At 62.3% G+C, this 17,561-nt stretch carries 19 protein-coding genes and 2 pseudogenes; 8 read left to right on the forward strand and 13 right to left on the reverse strand.

Translation table 11 applies throughout. The features are described 5' to 3' along the window. Positions 1 to 80: 80 nt before the first annotated feature. The 3 genes from AC1D2N_RS15230 to AC1D2N_RS15240 all read right to left on the reverse strand — a co-directional run bounded on the left by AC1D2N_RS15230 (position 81) and on the right by AC1D2N_RS15240 (position 3,300). A complete protein-coding gene (locus AC1D2N_RS15230) occupies positions 81 to 728 on the reverse strand; it encodes a BON domain-containing protein (protein WP_026188770.1) in 648 nt (215 codons plus the stop codon). A gap of 124 nt (positions 729 to 852) precedes the next feature. Next, entirely contained in the window at positions 853 to 2,208 is a 1,356-nt protein-coding gene (locus AC1D2N_RS15235; protein WP_018246465.1) for a trypsin-like peptidase domain-containing protein, read from the reverse strand. 108 nt (positions 2,209 to 2,316) lie between these two features. Next, entirely contained in the window at positions 2,317 to 3,300 is a 984-nt protein-coding gene (locus tag AC1D2N_RS15240; RefSeq protein ID WP_026188769.1) for a zinc-dependent alcohol dehydrogenase family protein, read from the reverse strand. Between the two features lie 164 nt (positions 3,301 to 3,464). On the opposite strand from AC1D2N_RS15240, the gene AC1D2N_RS15245 reads away from it, so the two are divergent. Both AC1D2N_RS15245 and AC1D2N_RS15250 read left to right on the forward strand, forming a co-directional pair. After that, complete coding sequence (locus AC1D2N_RS15245; protein WP_018246463.1) at positions 3,465 to 3,764, forward strand: hypothetical protein; 300 nt, start codon at positions 3,465 to 3,467, stop codon at positions 3,762 to 3,764. Between the two features lies 1 nt (position 3,765). Next, a complete protein-coding gene (locus AC1D2N_RS15250) occupies positions 3,766 to 4,176 on the forward strand; it encodes a universal stress protein (protein WP_018246462.1) in 411 nt (136 codons plus the stop codon). Positions 4,177 to 4,186: 10 nt separating this feature from the next. On the opposite strand, the gene AC1D2N_RS15255 is transcribed toward AC1D2N_RS15250, so the two are convergent. Then, positions 4,187 to 4,558, reverse strand: coding sequence for a hypothetical protein (locus tag AC1D2N_RS15255; RefSeq protein WP_018246461.1), 372 nt, complete (start codon positions 4,556 to 4,558; stop codon positions 4,187 to 4,189). Positions 4,559 to 4,604: 46 nt separating this feature from the next. Further along, on the reverse strand, positions 4,605 to 5,063 hold the full coding sequence (locus AC1D2N_RS15260; protein WP_026188768.1) for a pyridoxamine 5'-phosphate oxidase family protein: 459 nt from the start codon (positions 5,061 to 5,063) through the stop codon (positions 4,605 to 4,607). A gap of 129 nt (positions 5,064 to 5,192) precedes the next feature. Here AC1D2N_RS15260 and AC1D2N_RS15265 point away from each other — a divergent pair, with 129 nt between their 5' ends. Beyond that, positions 5,193 to 6,014, forward strand: a complete 822-nt coding sequence (locus AC1D2N_RS15265; protein ID WP_130653938.1) for a universal stress protein — start codon at positions 5,193 to 5,195, stop codon at positions 6,012 to 6,014. Here AC1D2N_RS15265 and AC1D2N_RS15270 read toward each other — a convergent pair. Together AC1D2N_RS15270 and AC1D2N_RS15275 are read right to left on the reverse strand one after the other, a co-directional pair. Further along, complete coding sequence (locus AC1D2N_RS15270) at positions 6,011 to 7,873, reverse strand: heavy metal translocating P-type ATPase (RefSeq protein WP_018246459.1); 1,863 nt, start codon at positions 7,871 to 7,873, stop codon at positions 6,011 to 6,013. The two genes, AC1D2N_RS15265 and AC1D2N_RS15270, sit on opposite strands and share 4 nt — an antisense overlap. 28 nt (positions 7,874 to 7,901) lie before the next feature. Further along, complete coding sequence (locus tag AC1D2N_RS15275) at positions 7,902 to 8,225, reverse strand: TraR/DksA family transcriptional regulator (protein ID WP_018246458.1); 324 nt, start codon at positions 8,223 to 8,225, stop codon at positions 7,902 to 7,904. Positions 8,226 to 8,450: 225 nt separating this feature from the next. Between AC1D2N_RS15275 and AC1D2N_RS15280 the strand changes: the two genes are divergently transcribed. Beyond that, a complete protein-coding gene (locus tag AC1D2N_RS15280; protein ID WP_130653939.1) occupies positions 8,451 to 11,129 on the forward strand; it encodes a cation-translocating P-type ATPase in 2,679 nt (892 codons plus the stop codon). A gap of 66 nt (positions 11,130 to 11,195) precedes the next feature. After that, complete coding sequence (locus tag AC1D2N_RS15285; RefSeq protein ID WP_130653940.1) at positions 11,196 to 12,029, forward strand: universal stress protein; 834 nt, start codon at positions 11,196 to 11,198, stop codon at positions 12,027 to 12,029. A 218-nt stretch (positions 12,030 to 12,247) separates the two neighbouring features. Here AC1D2N_RS15285 and AC1D2N_RS15290 read toward each other — a convergent pair whose 3' ends face one another. From AC1D2N_RS15290 to blh, 5 genes are read right to left on the reverse strand one after another with little or no spacing between them, the layout of a single operon-like run. Then, a complete protein-coding gene (locus tag AC1D2N_RS15290; protein ID WP_130653941.1) occupies positions 12,248 to 13,045 on the reverse strand; it encodes a sulfite exporter TauE/SafE family protein in 798 nt (265 codons plus the stop codon). Beyond that, positions 13,027 to 13,458, reverse strand: a complete 432-nt coding sequence (locus AC1D2N_RS15295) for a YeeE/YedE family protein (RefSeq protein ID WP_018246454.1) — start codon at positions 13,456 to 13,458, stop codon at positions 13,027 to 13,029. The genes AC1D2N_RS15290 and AC1D2N_RS15295 overlap by 19 nt, the downstream gene beginning before the upstream one ends. Next, positions 13,455 to 13,865 carry a YeeE/YedE family protein gene (locus AC1D2N_RS15300; RefSeq protein ID WP_018246453.1) on the reverse strand — a complete coding sequence of 137 codons (411 nt, stop codon included), beginning with the start codon at positions 13,863 to 13,865 and terminating at the stop codon, positions 13,455 to 13,457. The genes AC1D2N_RS15295 and AC1D2N_RS15300 overlap by 4 nt, the downstream gene beginning before the upstream one ends. Further along, positions 13,862 to 14,209, reverse strand: coding sequence for a sulfite-sensing transcriptional repressor BigR (gene bigR, locus AC1D2N_RS15305; protein ID WP_018246452.1), 348 nt, complete (start codon positions 14,207 to 14,209; stop codon positions 13,862 to 13,864). Before bigR ends, AC1D2N_RS15300 begins: the two co-directional genes overlap by 4 nt. Continuing rightward, on the reverse strand, positions 14,200 to 15,498 hold the full coding sequence (gene blh, locus AC1D2N_RS15310; protein ID WP_018246451.1) for a bifunctional sulfur transferase/dioxygenase Blh: 1,299 nt from the start codon (positions 15,496 to 15,498) through the stop codon (positions 14,200 to 14,202). Before blh ends, bigR begins: the two co-directional genes overlap by 10 nt. 119 nt (positions 15,499 to 15,617) lie before the next feature. Here blh and AC1D2N_RS15315 point away from each other — a divergent pair, with 119 nt between their 5' ends. From AC1D2N_RS15315 to AC1D2N_RS15325, 3 genes and pseudogenes are all read left to right on the forward strand, one after another. Then, positions 15,618 to 15,776: a hypothetical protein gene (locus tag AC1D2N_RS15315; protein ID WP_018246450.1), complete on the forward strand. Its 159-nt coding sequence runs from the start codon at positions 15,618 to 15,620 to the stop codon at positions 15,774 to 15,776. Between the two features lie 186 nt (positions 15,777 to 15,962). After that, positions 15,963 to 16,049 (forward strand): annotated as a pseudogene (locus AC1D2N_RS15320) (sugar-binding domain-containing protein); the annotation flags it as partial. A gap of 161 nt (positions 16,050 to 16,210) precedes the next feature. Continuing rightward, positions 16,211 to 16,717, forward strand: coding sequence for a hypothetical protein (locus tag AC1D2N_RS15325; protein ID WP_018246449.1), 507 nt, complete (start codon positions 16,211 to 16,213; stop codon positions 16,715 to 16,717). Here AC1D2N_RS15325 and AC1D2N_RS15330 read toward each other — a convergent pair. Further along, positions 16,671 to 17,010, reverse strand: a pseudogene (locus AC1D2N_RS15330) (LysR family transcriptional regulator); the annotation flags it as partial. The gene AC1D2N_RS15325 and the pseudogene AC1D2N_RS15330 overlap by 47 nt on opposite strands. Positions 17,011 to 17,561: the final 551 nt, after the last annotated feature.

The raw sequence follows: 17,561 nt of genomic DNA on the forward strand, positions 1-17,561 counted from the left end.
GTATGCGAGGGCGCTCGCACTGGTGCCCTCGCTGCTGAATGGGCTGCGCGGCTTAACGTCCAGCCGCTCCCAATATTCGATCACCCGACCGTCAGCCGGTCGTCGAGAGTGCTGATCCCCGGAGCAGACCATGCAGCGCGCTCCGCTGCCTGCCGTTCTGACCAGGTCTTCACCTTGCCGGATAGGGTGACCTTCCTGCCTTGGACGTCGATTCTGATTGCATCGGCCTCCAGAGCGGCGTCGCGTTGGAAAGCATCCTCGATGCGTTTCTTGACGTCCACGGCTGTAATGCGCGGCTTCAGCTCCACGAGATTGGATACCCCTACAACGCCGGCGAGATCGCGCACGGCGTCGTAGGCTGCGTTCTTTTGATATTGCCACTCGACCTCGCCCCGCAGGGTGACCCACCCCTTGAGGACCCGCACCTGCACGGAATCCTTTGGCACGGAGACGTTCCAGTCGAGCATCTTAACAGCCCGCCGGGCGATGTCGTCGTCGTCCGTTTCCTTGGGTCCGAAGATACGCACTTCAATTTCGGCAGCAATTCCGCGCACGCCCTTGACGCGACTGGCCACCCGCTCGGCGGCTTCCTTCTCCGCGTAGGTACGCACGTGACCGGTCAGGGTTACAATCCCGCTGTGAACCGCGACGCCGATGCCAGCCGCGTCGATGCTGGGCTCGAATTCCATTTCGTCGAGAATACTCTGTCTGAGATGAATGTCGTTCATGACAACCTCCTTCAGGTTTGCGACGTGCCGATGGTGCCAGCGCCGCAGAATTTCGTCGTTGATCTTCATCAACCACGAGAGCGACCTTGCGATCTCATCGGACCGAACACCGTGTGCGAGATCGCTACTGGGTCTGGACGTCGGCGGCCACGAAGAGGCGGTGGCCGTTCCTCACGACCGTGACGAGCGCGCGGGCATGCTCCTTCAAGAGTATTGCGAGCAGTTGCCCGACGTCGGTCACCGGCTGCTGGTCGAGAGCGACGATAACGTCGTCTGGCTGCAGGCCGGCCTGTGCCGCGACCGAACCCTCGGCGACGACGACGACGCGCGCGCCGAGACCGTCGGGGGAGTTCGCCATCTCGACGTCGGCGAGAGGGCCACGGGAGATATGGATGGTACGAGGAGCGGCCGGTTCGGCGACCGGTGCGGCGGATACCTCAGGAAAGGCCTCTATCCTTCGGCTGGCGCGATCGATCTGGAAGGACGGCTTGGACTCCAATGGTAGCGATCCCACAAGCCTGCGGACGTCGGACGCGCCGCGCACCGTCCTTCCGTCGACCATTCGGACGACGTCGCCCGGCTGAATTCCTGCATTCGCAGCCGGCGAACCGGGTCGGACTTCGCTGACGAGCGCCCCCGGCCCTTCATCGACGCCGAACGCTTTTGCAAGACCGGGCGTCAGGTCCTGCGTGACCAGTCCCACCTCGCCGCGTACCAGCTTGCCGGTCAGGATGAGCTGCCGCATCACGATACCGACAGTCTCGGCGGGCACTGCAAAACCAATGCCGATGCTTCCGCCGGCCGGCCCGATGATCGCGCTGTTGATCCCGACGACGACGCCGTCCTCGTTTACAAGTGCGCCGCCCGAGTTGCCGGGATTTGTCGAAGCGTCCGTCTGAATGAATCCTTCGTACCCCTCCGATCCCACGGCGCGGCGTCCAAGCGCGCTGACGATGCCCATAGTGGCGGTCTGGCCCAGGCCGAAGGGATTTCCGATCGCCACGACCACGTCGCCGACATGGAGCGAGGACGCGCTTCCAAAATCGGCCTGAACAAGATGATCGGGTGGAATTTGAACGACGGCGACATCCGTCTCGGGATCGGCGCCGACGAGTTTCGCTTTGAAGCGTCGGCCATCGGAGAGCGCCACCTCGATTTTCGAGGCGCTTGCGATGACATGCTGGTTGGTGACGATGTAGCCGTGGACCTCGTCGATGACGACACCCGAGCCGGCCGATTGGAAGCCGTGCTCTGCCGGCGCGGCGTCGTCAGGTAGTCCGAAGAATTTTCTGTAGAAGGGATCGGCGAGCGTCGCATCCGCGTCGTCGAGTTCCCTGCCCTGCACCGAGATGCTGACGACGCTCGGCACGACACGCTGGAGCATCGGCGCGAGCGACAGGCTGTTTGCAACGGCTGGAGCCGACAACAGGCTCTCACCTGCGATGAAGAGCGCCCCCAGGGCTAGCAACGAACGCGACATCTCTGATCTCCTCGCGGAAGCGCCGCCGGTTGTCGACGGACGTCTTGACGAAGAAGCTTCCGTTTTGCCCGATCGATCCGCATTGATCCTCGTCAACGAGGATGGCGGCTATGGCACGATGATGGCTGCGCCGTTGATGCGGCCTGCCCGCAGGTCGTCGAGAGCCTCGTTTGCATGTTCAAGCGCGTAGACGATGGTGACGCATCTGACCTCGGCCGCCTTCGCGATCGAGAAGAATTCCGCCCCGTCGCCCCGCGTCAGGTTCGCCACCGAGACGACCCGCCGCTCGCCCCAGAGCAGACGGTAGGGCATGCTCGGGATGTCTGACATGTGGATGCCGCCGCAGACCACCGTTCCGCCCTTCCGCACTACGTCGAGCGCCATCGGCACGAGCTCGCCGGCCGGCGCGAAGATGATGGCGGCGTCGAGCGGCACCGGCGGCCTCTCACCGGAGAACCCGGCCCAGACGGCGCCAAGATCAAGCGCGAACTTCCGCCCAGCCTCGTCTCCAGGACGCACGAACGCATAGACGCTCTGGCCCCGATGCTTGCACACCTGCACGAGGATGTGGGCGGCCGCGCCGAACCCGTAGATGCCGATCGTCCTCCCCTCGCCCGCCATCTTCAAGGATCGCCACCCGATGAGGCCAGCGCAGAGAAGAGGCGCGGTCGCCACCGGGTCCGTATCATCAGGCAGTTCGAACGCGTAGCCCGCCTCGACGACCGCATGCGTCGCGAAGCCGCCGTCGATCGAGTAGCCGGTGAAGCCGGGGGCGTCGCAAAGATTCTCGCGACCCTCTCGGCAATATGGGCAGTGGCCGCAGGTGTGGCCCAGCCAGGGTACCCCGCCTTTTCGACCGATAAGACGACGAGGAACGCCCTCGCCCGTTGCGATCACGGTTCCCACAATCTCATGACCCGGAACGAGGGGAAGCTTTGGCTGGGAGAGGTCTCCGTCGCAGACGTGAAGGTCCGTCCGGCAGACGCCGCAGGCCCCCACCTTGACGACGACGTGGCCGGGCGACGCTGGCGGGTCCGGCCGCTCCACGAGACGGAGCGGCCGCCCCACCTGTTCGAGTACCATCGCCCTCACGCTTCCCTCCACCGGCATGTGCCACGCTCTAATCGTATCACCACCTTCCCGACCTTGGCTTGATCCCGGTCAAACATCCGGATTGATGCTCGTCAAAGACGGAACGCCTTGGAGCAGATAGCCTTCTGGACACAGCGCCACGACCTCATCCAAAGGAGACGGACATGCGCGAACAAGAAAAGACCCGCAAGGCAGCAACCGACATAGCCACGACCATTCCTCCAGTCGAGCGAACGTCCGCAGACCTTGTTCTCGAACGTCGGGACGAGGATCGCTGGGAGGTGACGGCGGCAACGCCGCGAGGCCAGGCGTGGGCGAGAGACCATTTCTGCTGCGCGCTCCGGCAATCCTTCACTGGCACCATGTGTCTCGACATCATGAGCGCCGATCGGCTTCTCAAGGAAGCGCATGGCGATGGACTGACCACCGAGTTCGTCAGCCTGTCTGGAAAGGACATATACTGACATGTTCGCCACAGTCGTCTGCGCGATCGGCCGAGGATCCCGGCAACGCATGCTCCAGCTCGTCGAAACGGCCCGCGCGCAGCTCGCGCCCAACGGAAGCCTCCACCTCGTTCACGCTCTGGAGGGTCTGCCCTCGTCGGCCTCTCCGGACGATTGGGCGGTCGAGGTGATGGCCGCCGCCGAGACCAGACTTTCGGAAGCTTTGCGGTCGACCGGCACTCCTGCTTCGATACACGTTCGCGCGGGCAACCCGTCTCAGGTCATCGTCGCCATCGCGAAGGAGATCGCCGCCGATCTCGTCTTGATCGCCTCTCACCGGGACGACGTGGTCGACCGGGTCTTCGGCTCAGTCGTGGAGCACGTCGTGCAGCGCGCACCATGCTCCGTGCTCGTCTTGCGAACGACCCGGTGAGCCGCGCGCTTCAAACAACCGTCTTCGCTTCAGCCTCCCGGACCTGACCGGCGGCGGCGTCTCGATACAGTTCGGCGGCGTGCGACAACGTTCGTGACCCGGCCTCGCACAGCCGCGCCACCTCCCTGGGATACTCCTCCAGCTCGCTCTCAACGTAGTCCGAAAGGGCCTCGACCGCATCACCGTTGTCGATGCTGCAGACAAGTCGAGCCAGGAATTCACAGTATCGTAGCCCTCGTCGCGCGGCGGACGCCGTCAAATCCGTGGTGACCCTGGCCGACGCGGCGCAGATCTCACCTTGAATCAGGAACCCCGTGCTAACAATGGGCGGGAGGTCGGCGTTGAGCGTGGCGCTGCGATGCAGGCTGGGGGGATATGGCATGTGGTGCTCCGTTTGTGGGATGTGGAATCAGCGCGAGGATCGCCTTTCATTCCGTCCTGACTGCGCTTCGACCCGACACGGCCGTTACGACGATCCCGTAGAAGACGTGAGGAGAGCCGTCGAGCATGGGGAGCTCGTGGGGCTTCATGGAGCCGATCTCCCACCAGTCCGAATACTTTTGGAGAAGCGACCATGCATGGAGCCTTTCGCTTCGTCGCGCGTCGCTGTCAGGAAACTCCTCGAACCTGCCTTCGACGACGACGCTCGTCCACCCGCCGGCGCTCGAACGCTGCTCGACGTGAAGGCAGACCTTGTCGTTTCCCCGCATCCAGTCGAGCTTCTTGCCGGGCATGGTGAAGCTATAGGCAACCCCGCTGGAAAAGGCGAAATAGATCGCCGCCACGTAAGGCTGCCCATCCTTGCAGCAGGCGAGATGACCGAAGCGCTCGTTCTCAAGGATCCGGTAGCACTCACCGGGGTTGATCTCCCTCAGCTTGATCGTCATGGCCGTGTCCTCCAGCTTTAATGAAGGCACGATCATAGGAGCTTCGTTGCGCCGCGGCCTTGACAAAGCGCAATGCGAACTCTCTCCGCGGCAGGCATCATGACGGCTGTTTAACCTCAGGAGGCCAGCATGAAGCCGCAGTTCCATCTCCCGTTATCGACCTATCCCGACCCCAGTTCCTTCACCATAGTCGACAATGCTATCGACCTCGCTCGGCAGAACGACGCCGATCTCGTCGCCAGCATCCCGCAAGTCCGGATCCCCCAGGTCCATCAGCCCTTTCCCACTTTTATCGATGTCGACACATGGCGGGAACAAGCAGAGGGGAATAGCCGGCACAGCGGGACTTCGTTGCGGGAACATCTCACTCACGCTGCTTCGGAGACTGGCGTCGAAGTGCGAATCCATGGATTCGAGGCCACGGAGCCGTTCGTCTACGAACGTTTTTCCGAAATCGCCAGGTGTCACGACCTCTCCATCGTCGAGGCCTCGGAACTGTCCCGCCAGTTTTCCGAGACGCTGCTGTTCGGGAGCGGCCGTCCCATCGTACTGTTTCCCGCCACCAGCGTCTGCTCTCGCGTGGACACGATCGCCGTTGCCTGGGACGGCAGCGCCACCGCAGCACGTGCCCTATCCTGCGCCCGCTTTTTCATCGAACGCGCGACCAAGGTGCAGGTCATCTCGATCACCGACGACAAGGAGATCGACGAGGCCAACCGCTTGCTCCTGATCTCCTCGTTGACGCACTCGGGATTCGAAGTGGAAGGCGTATCGATTCAGGCAGGTGGAGAGACCGCGACCGCTGCCATCCAATCGGCCGCGCTGGAACGAAAAGCGGACCTCCTGGTCGCGGGCGGATTTGGCCATTCCCGGCTTCGTGAATTCATCCTCGGCGGCGTCACTCGGGAACTGCTCGTCAAGGCCGAGCTACCAGTGCTTCTCGCCCATTAGAGGGCGCGAAGGGCGTTGAGGATGACCGCCACGTCGATGGCCTCCTGAAGCAACGCGCCGCCAACCGGCGGAAGGTATCCCGCTCCCGCAAACCCCATCGCGATGAGCGAGAGACCTATACCCGTATAGATGCTCTGAAGCGCGATTTTGCGTGAACGACGCGCGATGCCGATCGCCTTCGCTATCTGCGTGAGGTCGTCCCGGACGAGCACGATATCCGCAGCCTCCGCAGCCGCCGCAAGGTTTTCGACGCCCACCGCGATTCCGACTTCGGCTGCCGCCAGCGCTGGCGCGTCGTTCACTCCGTCGCCGACCATCAGAACTCTCCCGTGGACGCGCTCCTTCTCGATGACTGCGACTTTGTCTGCAGGATCGAGCCTCGCCGCGACGTCGTCCAAGCCCAGAGAGCGAGCTATGGCTGTCGCGATAGGCAGCTCGTCCCCGGAAGCGAGGACTATTCGAGAAATCCCTGATGCCCTGAGCTGGTTGACGAGCTGGACGGCGTCTTTGCGAAGCCGGTCTTCGAGCGTGATCGTGCCAGCCGACGCGCCGTCAAAGAGCACCTTCACACGCATTGCGCTGCTTGAACCGTTCGGCCCGGACGGCGGAGCCTCTCCGAAATAGGTGTCTCCTCCGACGTCGACATGCACGCCATCGACGATTCCGGAGATCCCGGATCCCGCAGTCTCGGTCACCCCCGACGGGCGGGTCAACACCAATCCACGCCTATGCGCCTCGTCCACCAGCGCGCGTCCGACCACATGGCCGGACGCCTGGTCCAGCGAGGCGGCCAGCCGCAGGATTCTGTCTGGATGCTCCGGGCCGTCTATCGCGCCGACTTCGGGCTGTCCTGCGGTGAGCGTCCCCGTCTTGTCGAACACTACTACGGTGGCTTGGGCGAGGGCCTCAAGAGGTCCCGCTCCCTTCACCAGAACGCCCTCCTTGGCGGCTTTTGAAGTGCCGGCTGCAAGTGCGACGGGTACGGCCAAGATCAACGGACATGGCGTGGCGACGACCAGGACGGCCACGATCCGTGACATGTCTCCGGACAAGATTGCCGATAGTCCTGCGACCGCGATCGTAGCGAACAGGAACCAGACCGAGAACCGGTCGGCCAGGCGCATCAGCTTCGCCTTGGATCGCTTCGACGCTTCCACGAGTCTGACTATTCCTGCATAGGTGCTGTCCTCGGCACGGCTTAGAACACGGATTTCAACCGCGTCGCCCTCGTTCGTAGCGCCACTCGAAATGCTTCCACCCTTGGCGATGCGCACCGGGAAAGGCTCTCCGGTTAAAACCGCCTGGTCGATCGTTGCGAATTCGCCGACGAGCGCCCCGTCGGCCGGTACGACGTCTCCCTTGCGTATCAGGAGCACGTCGCCGACTGCGACCGTCTCGATCGGAATTTCTTCGAAGCCACTCCCGGCAAGCCGCAGGGCGGTCCGCGGAACTTGCGCCAGCAAAGCCGACATCCCCTCGTCGGCGCGACGATGTGCGTATGCCTCCAGAAACTGACCGCCGGAATACATGAGGCCGACGATCGCTCCGGCGAGATATTCGCCGAACCATAAGGAGGACCCCATGGCCAGGGCCGCGATCAGGTCCAGACCGTATTCCTCTTTCCGCAGCTTCTTGGCGATTTCAACGCAAAGAGACAGCAGACTCAGGCTGGTGCAGCCAACCAGGATTAACCGATATCCAAGGCCGTAACCCGCGAGATAGAAGGCGAATGCGGCCGCAAGCGCAAGCAGCGACGAGAGCACCAGAAGGCCAGACCGGGAGCCGGCTTCCCTCAGTCGCGACAGCCCGCCCTCAGGCCACGTCCACCTACCAGCCCACCAAGCCGCCGCTGTAGCCACCCCTCACCCTCCCATCAATCCAGAAGCCTCAGCGGAACGATTTTGCGCAATCGATGCAGAACGGCGTATAGGGAACCGCCGCGAGCCGCTCCTTGCCGATCGGATGGCGGCATTTGACGCATCGCCCGTATGTGCCGTCGTTCAGCCGGTCGATCGCCGCGTCGATGGCCCCGATCTGGTCGCGCCCCTCGGCTTGCATCTCGCGAAGAACCTCATCGTTTTCAACCTGGGTCGCGCGCTCCTCGCTGTCCTTCTCTAGCGCGACGCAGAGATCCGCATCGATCGCTCCGAGACGACGGACAAGGTCATCCTTCATCGTCTGCAAGACGGTCTGTACTGAGCTTCTAATCATTTTAGTGCCTTCCAATCTTGCCTGATCAATGCGGGTCCACACGCGGCACCGTCGGGAACCGATCCCAGCGCAGCGCGTGGCCGCATAAAGCTGCGGTCCATAAATCGGCTCCAGCATATCTCAGTTCGATCGAAGCTCCTTGATCCCGGTCAATGCATCGTGCGCGGGAGCACATAGGCTGTCGGGGGAGCCTTCAATGAAATCGTCGCGACAAGCCCGGAGCCCATGATGAATCTGACGGCGCAGACACCCGCCCCCACGACGCCTGCGGTGATCGGACTGACAAGCATCGAGGCCGAGGAACGCCTCGCCGAGCTTGGACCCAACACGCTGCCCGAGCCTGAGCCCCCATCGCCGCTGAAGGTCTTCCTCAGCCAATTTCGCAACCCAATCATCTACATCCTCTTGCTAGCATCGGCGCTCTCGTTTGCGACCGGCAGGATCGAAGACGGCCTGTTCATTCTCGTCGTGCTTCTGATCAATGCCTCCATAGGCACCTACCAGGAATATTCGGCGGATCGAGCGGCGGCCGCCCTTCGAAAGCTTGAGCAGCCGTTGGCCAGGGTCATCCGGGACGGGGTGGCTTGCCGGATCGAGGCCAAGCGGCTGGTCGTGGGCGATCTCGTTCTTCTGGAATCCGGTGACAGAATCCCTGCCGATCTGACGCTTGTCGATGCGAGCGACCTCCGGTGCGACGAGTCGCTTCTGACCGGCGAGTCGATGCCGGTCTCCAAAGGGCGGACAGTCGAAGGCTCGTCGGATGAAACTCGCAGCGCCCTGCTACTGCTTGCGGGTTCCCTGGTGACGCGCGGGCGAGCCAAAGGCGTTGTGACCGCTACGGGTAGCGAGACGATGCTTGGCGGCATCGCCGTCGAGCTGGGAAAAGCCGGTTCGTCGCAGCCCCCGCTCGTCGCCCTCCTGGCGAAGTTCACGAACGCGCTCGCGGTTTTCGTAGGATTGGCAGCGTTGGTGCTGGTCGTCGCGGGCTTCATGCGGGGCCTCCCTCTGCACGATCTGATCATGATGTCCGTAGGTCTGGCGGTGAGCGCTGTTCCCGAAGGGCTCCCGATCGCGATCTCTGTCGCGCTTGCCGTCAGCATGCGGCGGATGGCCGCCCGCAACGTCATCGTCCGAAGCATGCCGGCTGTTGAGGCCCTCGGTTCGACCACGATAATCGCCACGGATAAGACGGGTACCTTGACCAGCAACGTGCAGACGGTGACCGAAATTCGCCTGCCGGACGGCACGGACATCGCCCTGGACGCCCATGCAGATCTCGACAAGTGCGAGATCAGGGCGAGCGGCCTGGACAGCGACCTTGTCCGCGAGAGGGCGCGCAGGCTGCTACGCGCTGCACTGCTCGCAAACGAAGGAACCCTAGCTCGCCGCGACGATCTCTGGGTCGCCGCCGGAGACACGGTCGACGTGGCGCTTCTTGCAGCAGGACGGAAGGCCGGGCTGGGACAGGAAGAGTTGAACGACCGATACCCGCTGGCGGCAAGGATCGCCTACGAGCCCGAGCACAAATACGCTGCATCCTTCCACCACGGCAGTGATCGGATTCATGTCTTCGTCAAGGGGGCGTCGGAGGTGCTCATAGAAATGTCTGATCGCATGGACTCCGCGGGAAACGTAGTCGAAATCGACCGTGCGTCGCTTTTGGCGCAGAAGGAAGAGATGGCCGCTCGAGGCCTCAGGGTGCTCGCGTTCGCCGAAGGGGAAATCGGCGCGTCCCTCGCCGGAAGCCTCGGACACGGTCACCTTGTCGATCTCGTGTTCTTGGGGCTGGCCGGACTGCAGGACCCGGTCCGGCCTGAAGTGCCGAACGCTATGAAAGACTGCCACGCGGCGGGCGTGGAGGTCGTGATGGTGACCGGGGACGACCCGCGGACCGCTGCCGCGATTGCCAGAGATGCCGGCCTGACCTTTCACGCGGGCCAGGTCGTTTCGGGCCACGACATCGATGAAGCCGCTCGAGCGGGCGACCAGCGGCTGGACGAGATCACGAGAGAGGCCCGCATCTACGCCCGCGTGCAGCCAGCGCAGAAATCGGCGATCGTCGCATCCCTGATCCGCAATGGCCATATCGTCGCCGTCACCGGAGACGGTGTAAACGACGGTCCGGCGTTGAAGAAGGCGCATGTCGGCGTCGCAATGGGGCTCAGGGGAACCGAGGTGGCGAAGGAAAGCGCCGATCTCGTCGTCACGGACGACAACTTCGCATCCATCGTCGCGGGGATCGCAGAAGGCCGGGCCGCCTATCGCAACATCCGCAAGGTGGTGCTGATGTCGGTCGCAACAGGCGCCGCCGAGGTCCTGCTCTTCATGCTCGCGCTACCATTCGGCCTGCCCATGCCGCTCCTCGCTGTTCAGCTCTTGTGGCTCAATCTCGTGACAAACGGCATCCAGGACGTCGCGCTTGCCGGCGGCAGGCCGGAAGGAGACGAACTGGCGGGGCCGCCACGTTCTCCGCTCGAGCCTGTCCTCGACCGGACGATGATCCGGCGCGTCGTCCAATCGACGGTTGTGATCGGCGGAGCAGCGTTCCTTGCCTTCCAGTGGATGATTGCGCATGGATATGGCGTTCCCGAAGCACGCAACATAACGCTTCTGATCTTCGTGATGTTCGAGAACGTCCAGACCCTGGCATGCTCCTCCGAAAGACGATCGATATTCTCCGTCGATATCCTTCGGAACCGGTTCCTGCTCCTCAGCGTGCTCGCCGCTCAGACGATCCACATCTCGGCGATGTACGTGCCGTGGCTTAGCAGAACGCTCGGCCTTTCGCCGATCACGCCTCTTGAATGGGGCCTCAGCATGCTGATCGCTAGCTCCCTCGTTCTCGTGACCGAGGTCGACAAGTTGGTCTCCCGGCGACGCCGCGATCGTTCATCCAATGCTTGACGAAGATCAAAGACGTCGCCGCAAGTGCCGTTATCCTCTCGATATTCAACAAGAGAGGTGATCGAAATGTCCATTCGCACGGTAATGAGCATCCTGACTTCCAAATATTTCGACGAGGACCTGAAGGCCGCCGTGGAGTTTTGCGGAGCCTCCGGAGCGCATCTCAGCGCGGTCGTGATCTGCATGGGCGCGTCGCCGATGATGGGAGAATACAACTCCCTGTCGACCGTCTGGCTGGAAGAACGCCAGCGCGAAATCGAGGAACTCGTCAAGAAAGCCGAAGAGATCAAGGCGTATCTCTCGCGCACCGAACTGTCCTACGATGTGCAGGACGTCTATACGGAATATGCTTTTGCGCGGGAGGACATTGCAGAACGGGCGCTCTATGCCGACGTCGTTCTCGTCGGCCGCCAAGCGTGCAAGGACGAGGAACTCCAGAAGCGGGTCATGGATGGCGCTCTGTTCCATACGCCGACGCCGGTCATCATCAACCGCGGACGGCGGCCGCTCTCTTCCACTTCCAAATCGATCGTACTGGCATGGGATTCGAGCGACGAGGCGTCGCGTGCCGCAAGGCAGGCCCTCGACCTGTTGAAGACGGCCGACTGCGTCTACGTGACGATGGTCGATCCAGTCTCGCGAGAACGGGTGAATGGAGAAGAACCAGGCGCCGACATCGCGAGCTTCCTGTCCCGTCACGGGGTCAATGTTCAGGTCGATCGCGTGGCCAGCGGCGGAAACACGGCCGACGAGGTCCTGAGGCAGCATGCGATGGACCTGAACGCTGATCTTATCGTCATGGGAGCATACAATCACCCTCGCTGGCGGCAGACGCTCTTCGGAGGCGTGACGCGCAACATGATCGAGCAAAGCAGCATGCCAATATTCATGGCGCATTGAGGAAGGACACGGCCGCTTTGCACGCGCGCCGTGCCGGAGTGGCGGCATGTCGCTTTCAGACACGATGGGTACGACCATCACCATCAGCGACGCCGCCGCTGGTCTCTACAAGATGGTCAACGTGTTGGTGTTGCAACGGTCGCTCGCTCTTCATACGCAAGGGTCACTTCTGGCCGGAAGTCGCGGCTCGCCTGCTGTCGAGGCCTTCGCTTGGCGCCTTAGCCCGGCACCACCGTCCCCCAGTTCCGATACAAAATGTATGCAGCAACCACGAAGATGAGCGCTGCGAACAGGCGGTTGAGGATGTTCTTGTAGGCGCTGAGCCGGCTGGCGAGCAGCATGCCGAGTACGCCGCCGACGATGCCGCCGCCGATGAATTCGGCGGCAAGCCACCATTCCACCAGGCCCGAACCGGCATAGTTCAAGGCCGTCGCCAGTCCGAACGTACCAACGGAGAGGAGAGATGTGCCGATCGCGTTGATCATCGGCATGCCCGTCGCCAGCATGAGGCCGGGAACGATCAGGAAGCCCCCGCCGATGCCGAAGAAACCCGATGTAACGCCGGCGGCGAGTGCGACGGTCGCGGTGGCAAGGCACATCTTAAGATCGACGGGCCGGCATTCTATCGATACTGGCTTCCTGGGCTTCAGCATCAGGACGCCGACGACGAGCATGAGGATGCCGAACAGGAAAATCAGGCGATCTCCGTCCATCGCTTTTCCGAGACTGGAGCCGCCGAGGGCGCCAACGACGCCGAGTGCAGAGAAGACGGCCGCGCAGCGCCACCAGACGTGGCCCTTGATCGCGTGGCTGGCAAAGTTTGCGAACGCATTCACCGAAACAGCGAGCGCACCCGTTCCGATCGCGATATGCGGCTGCGTCACCCCCACCACATAGAGCAGAAGGGGCGTTGCCAGGATGGACCCGCCGCCGCCGAGCAGGCCGAGCATGAAGCCGACGATTCCGCCGGAGCCAACTGCCGCCAAAATGGAGGTGTTCACGTCCGTCTGCTCCATACTCTGTCATACAAGGTCATCCCGATCAGCATGGCGACGACGAACAAGAACGTCTGCGGAAGGCCGACCGATAGGGATGCGACTGCCGGACCGGGACAGAAGCCACCGATCCCCCAGCCCAGGCCGAACAAGGCCGAACCAACGACCAGCGGAGCATCGATCCGACGGTTCGTCGGCACGTGGAAGCTGTCGTCGAAGGCGGGACGCTTCATCCGTTTCATCACCTGCACGCCGATAAAGGCGACGACGACGGCGCCGCCGAGAACGAAGGCAAGGCTCGGATCCCAGGCGCCGAACACGTCGAGGAAGCCTTGGACACGGACCGGGTTCAGCATGCCGGACAGCGACAGGCCGAAGCCGAAGACGATACCCGAGGCGAGAGCGGCCACGAATTGGTGGATGTTCCGGTTCATAGTCCGAGACCTCGCAGAATTGCGACGGCGATGACGCCGGCCGTCAGGAACGTGGCGACCGCCACCATCGACCGCGGCGACAGGCGGGCAAGCCCAAGCACGCCGTGGCCGCTGGTGCAGCCCGATCCCATGCGCGAGCCGAAGCCGACAAGCAGTCCGGCCACGATGAGCAGCGGCCAGCCGGTGGTGATCTGCACGACCGGCCAGCCGCCGAACATGAGCAGATAGGCGAGCGGCCCGAGCAACAGCCCGAGCGCAAAGGCGAGATTGGTCGTCAAGCCGATCCCTCGCGCGAGACGCCCGACGATCCCGCTGATCCCGGCAATCCGGCCGTTAAGGAGCAGAAGCATGACGGTCGACACTCCGATCAGCATGCCCCCGACCAATGAGGGGAGATACGCGTTCACTTGTCATCCTTTACGCAGAAAATGTCATAGAGGGCGGCGACCAGTTGCGCGGCCTTCTCTTCCGTCAGGCGGTAGAAGATTTGTTTCCCCTCCCGCCGGGTTTCGACGATCCCGGAGCCACGCAGTACCGTCAGGTGCTGCGACAGATGCGGCTGGTGGAGGTCGAGCTTCTCTTCAAGCTCGCCGACCGAATACTCGCCTTCCACCAGGGTACAGACGATCATCAGGCGCGCCGGATGGGACAGCGTCTTCAGCAGGTTCGCTACCTCTCCGGCCCGGCTGGCCATCTCGGCGGGGGAAAGCCCCGCCCTCATAATCGCCTTTAGATCGGTGGTCATTCCCATGCTGCTCCCTGTAATGCATCGAGCGGAAACTTGAGGTAGCGCCTGCCGTTGGCCTCCGGCTCCGGCAGACGTCCGCCGCGGATGTTCGCCTGCAGGGCATGAAGGATGAGCTTCGGCATCGGCAGCGTCTTGTCACGCCTCGTCCTGAGCGCCACGAATTCCTCTTCCGTCACGCCGGAAAGATGCGGGTTGGACTTCATCTGCTCCGCCACCGTGCTTTCCCATCGAGGCGCCCGACCGTCCGGCTGGTAGTCATGGCCCGTGAATAGCCGCGTCTCGTCCGGGAGCGCGAGGATCTCCTGTATCGACTTCCACAGGACGCGGGCGTCACCGCCGGGGAAATCGGCGCGTGCCGTACCGCTGTCGGGCATGAAGAGCGTGTCGTGCACGAAGGCCGCGTCGCCGATCACATAGGTGATGGAGGCGAGCGTATGTCCCGGAGAGAAAAGCACTTTGGCTTTGATCGAGCCGACCTCGAAGGTCTCGCCATGGGCAAACAGCCGGTCCCATTGGGAGCCGTCGGTGGCAAGCTCAGGCCAGTTGTAGATGCCCTTCCACAGCTTTTGGACGTCCACGACGCGCTCGCCGATCGCCGTTTGTGCGCCGGTCTTCTCTTGCAGATAATGGGCGGCGGAGAAGTGGTCGGCGTGCGGGTGGGTGTCGAGGATCCACTCGACCGTCAGCCCGTTGTCGTGGACGTAGTCGAGGATCGCGTCGGCATTGATGGTCGCCGTCGCACCGGCCCTCTCATCGAAGTCTAGCACCGGGTCAATGATGGCGCACTTGCGGGTCGCGGGATCGGACACCACGTACTGGACGCTCCAGGTTCGTTTATCGAAGAAGCCCTCCACCTGTGGACGGCGCGCGGCCTTCTTCTCAAGCCAGCTTGCCGCGGCGCTGGTGTCGAAGCCGCGGCTGCGTCCGAACTCGACGACCTCGTCGGCAGACAAGTGGCCGTCAAGAACCTCTCCGATGAGGTAGAGGTTCAGCGACCGAGCACCGGTCTTGCAGTGGGCGAACGCAGGCCCTTCGGATTCGTCGACCGCGCGTTGAAACGCACGTATGTCCGCCTCAGTGATCGTGCCGGCCGTGACCGGGATGAACGCATAGGTCAGGCCGCGGTGCTTCGCTTCCTGACTTTCCGCTTGCGTGCCCGGCTGTGAGGGATCCTCGTCGTCCGGTCGGTTGTTGATGAGGGTCTTGAATCCTTTGTCGCGGAGCGACTGGATGTCCTCAATACTCGGCTGCGGCGAGACGGAAAGCTTCTCGGATATCGTTGTAATGCGCATGACTGGCTCCGGGTGAAATTTCATTATATATTCTCATATAATATATAACGACGTTTCATCAAGGCCAGGCGCGGAACTTTGTGCTTGCCCTGTGGTTGCCGCGAAGAGGAGGACGCACCATGGCCACGACAGCAAACCGGGTCAGCGCCCAGACATCAAACGAGATCAACCGACGCCTGCGCTGGCAGATGGAGGATCGGCTCGCCTACTACGAGGCTCATTCCGACCAGATCGAATCCAGGCTGGCGGAACTGGACCGGGAGTGGGACATCGAATGAACGCTCGAGGCGAACGCCTCGACATTGGTATTCACGGGAACTGTTCTGGCGGCCAGGTGGATCGACGGTGGCTGGCCCTGCCGGCCATCGTGACGGGCTTCCTATTCCAACACTCCGTCCAAGTGTGTCGGGCTCCATCCGAAGGGCCTGGTCTTTATCGACTGTCGTCGTCGCCGCTATCGGAAGGACAAGGTTCCTGCGATCCGAGCCGCGCTGCGCGGCGGATACGTGAACATCCTCGTGACGGATAAGATCACCGCGGAGATGCTGTTGGACGAGGCGTGAGGCTTAAGTGAATCTCGGCGGAATAAATGGTCTTGGACCCTAGGTGATCTTCGTACCCACAAGCTCGATGGCGTTCAGGTCCACGCCGGCGCATTTTACAGACTCGAACGTTTCCTAGCTCGAACCCAGCCTCCCAAAAACGCTTGAGTATGGTTACCGAATCCTTGCCGAAACGGCGCCGAAATCTAGCCCTTCGGCCGCCGATTAAGAAGGAATTTGGCCGCGTCTTCCTTTGTCTTGTCGTCGTAGACCTTCAGCACATATATGCCGGTATCGTCATGAATCTCCTGCGGACCAATGGTTCTAGCCTGTTCCAAAAGCCGCAGAAGCAAAGCGAATACTTCTTACGCGCCGCAAAGGCAGTCGAAACACTGAAGGCGAAATTGCCGGACGGTGATCGCTTCAAAATTGCGACATGGCTTCAGAAGGAAGTGGGTTTCTCTGCCTCGGAGGCGAAGTCGTACGTTAATTTCGATGCGGAACTGTCCGCAAACGGCCGGCTTCTGCAGGGAAAACGGGTCTCTCCCGACGCAATCCGAGCACTGATAGCGAGCGATCCCAAGACCCGATCGGAGTGCCTGGTCCGCATAGGACGTGATGACCAGGTGTCAGGCGGGAAACGAGCCAGCACGCCGCGAAGGAAGGTTCCACGCTGATCGTCACCGCCGCCGTCGCCGGTCGGCTGCGGATTTCTTCCAGGCATTGGTCGATCCGGTCGAAGGATAACGTCAAGATCGCCAGCAGTTTGTTGCCCGAAGCGGTCAGATGGACGCCGCGATGGCGGCGCTCGAAGAGCGCCTCGCCCAGCAACGTCTCCAGACTCGCGGATCTGCCGGCTGACCGCCGCCTGCGAGATGAACAGCTCCTGCGCCGCCAGCGTGAAGCTTTCGAGACGGCCGGCGACCTCGAATGTGCGCAAAGCCGTCAATGGCAGGCGTCCGCGTTTCATCCATAACCTCAAGTCATTCGAGATCGACGATAAGCTCGTTTGAAGGCGCCAGGCAAGAGGCGGCATATGATCGCAAAGGAGCGATATCGATGCGTAAGCGGATATTCGAGATCATATTGGCGGTTATCCGGCTGGTGACGTTTCAGCCGCCGAGTGCCGACGATTGACGACCCGTCTTTCTCCGTGATTTTCTGCGAAATCGAGAACCGAGGTAGCAGATCAAGCTGTTTACCGCCGCGCGTCCAGATTTACTCATCAATCGGACAATCTCCGCTTGTAGTTCAGGAGCGAATGCCCTTCTGAGGGCGCGACGCAATCTGACTGCCGTCGCGCCCTCAGAAGAACAGGCAAAAGAAGCAAGACTAAGCTTATGGAGCCTTCCTCGGTTGGTCTCAGAGTTCAATGCCACGGCCACGACTGACAGCCCGCTGGCGCCGTTCCGAGATGATCTGTTCGCTGCTTTCCATGCGCACCGTCCGCTGCAGGACCTTCAACCTGTCCTGCATCGCCTCGAAGGCGCTGCGCTGCGCTTGTGGCACACGGTTGATGAG

The organism is Rhizobium sp. P1_B8 (assembly GCF_056406515.1).

Bases quoted from the DNA above. Each gene is read 5' to 3' on its own strand.
- AC1D2N_RS15255 (WP_018246461.1), bottom strand. From the start codon at position 4,558: ATGCCATATCCCCCCAGCCTGCATCGCAGCGCCACGCTCAACGCCGAC.
- AC1D2N_RS15325 (WP_018246449.1), top strand. From the start codon at position 16,211: ATGGTTACCGAATCCTTGCCGAAACGGCGCCGAAATCTAGCCCTTCGG.
- AC1D2N_RS15245 (WP_018246463.1), top strand. From the start codon at position 3,465: ATGCGCGAACAAGAAAAGACCCGCAAGGCAGCAACCGACATAGCCACG.
- AC1D2N_RS15230 (WP_026188770.1), bottom strand. From the start codon at position 728: ATGAACGACATTCATCTCAGACAGAGTATTCTCGACGAAATGGAATTC.
- AC1D2N_RS15295 (WP_018246454.1), bottom strand. From the start codon at position 13,458: ATGAACCGGAACATCCACCAATTCGTGGCCGCTCTCGCCTCGGGTATC.
- bigR (WP_018246452.1), bottom strand. From the start codon at position 14,209: ATGGGAATGACCACCGATCTAAAGGCGATTATGAGGGCGGGGCTTTCC.
- AC1D2N_RS15280 (WP_130653939.1), top strand. From the start codon at position 8,451: ATGATGAATCTGACGGCGCAGACACCCGCCCCCACGACGCCTGCGGTG.
- AC1D2N_RS15315 (WP_018246450.1), top strand. From the start codon at position 15,618: ATGGCCACGACAGCAAACCGGGTCAGCGCCCAGACATCAAACGAGATC.
- AC1D2N_RS15275 (WP_018246458.1), bottom strand. From the start codon at position 8,225: ATGATTAGAAGCTCAGTACAGACCGTCTTGCAGACGATGAAGGATGAC.
- AC1D2N_RS15235 (WP_018246465.1), bottom strand. From the start codon at position 2,208: ATGTCGCGTTCGTTGCTAGCCCTGGGGGCGCTCTTCATCGCAGGTGAG.
- AC1D2N_RS15265 (WP_130653938.1), top strand. From the start codon at position 5,193: ATGAAGCCGCAGTTCCATCTCCCGTTATCGACCTATCCCGACCCCAGT.
- blh (WP_018246451.1), bottom strand. From the start codon at position 15,498: ATGCGCATTACAACGATATCCGAGAAGCTTTCCGTCTCGCCGCAGCCG.
- AC1D2N_RS15290 (WP_130653941.1), bottom strand. From the start codon at position 13,045: ATGGAGCAGACGGACGTGAACACCTCCATTTTGGCGGCAGTTGGCTCC.
- AC1D2N_RS15260 (WP_026188768.1), bottom strand. From the start codon at position 5,063: ATGACGATCAAGCTGAGGGAGATCAACCCCGGTGAGTGCTACCGGATC.
- AC1D2N_RS15285 (WP_130653940.1), top strand. From the start codon at position 11,196: ATGTCCATTCGCACGGTAATGAGCATCCTGACTTCCAAATATTTCGAC.
- AC1D2N_RS15250 (WP_018246462.1), top strand. From the start codon at position 3,766: ATGTTCGCCACAGTCGTCTGCGCGATCGGCCGAGGATCCCGGCAACGC.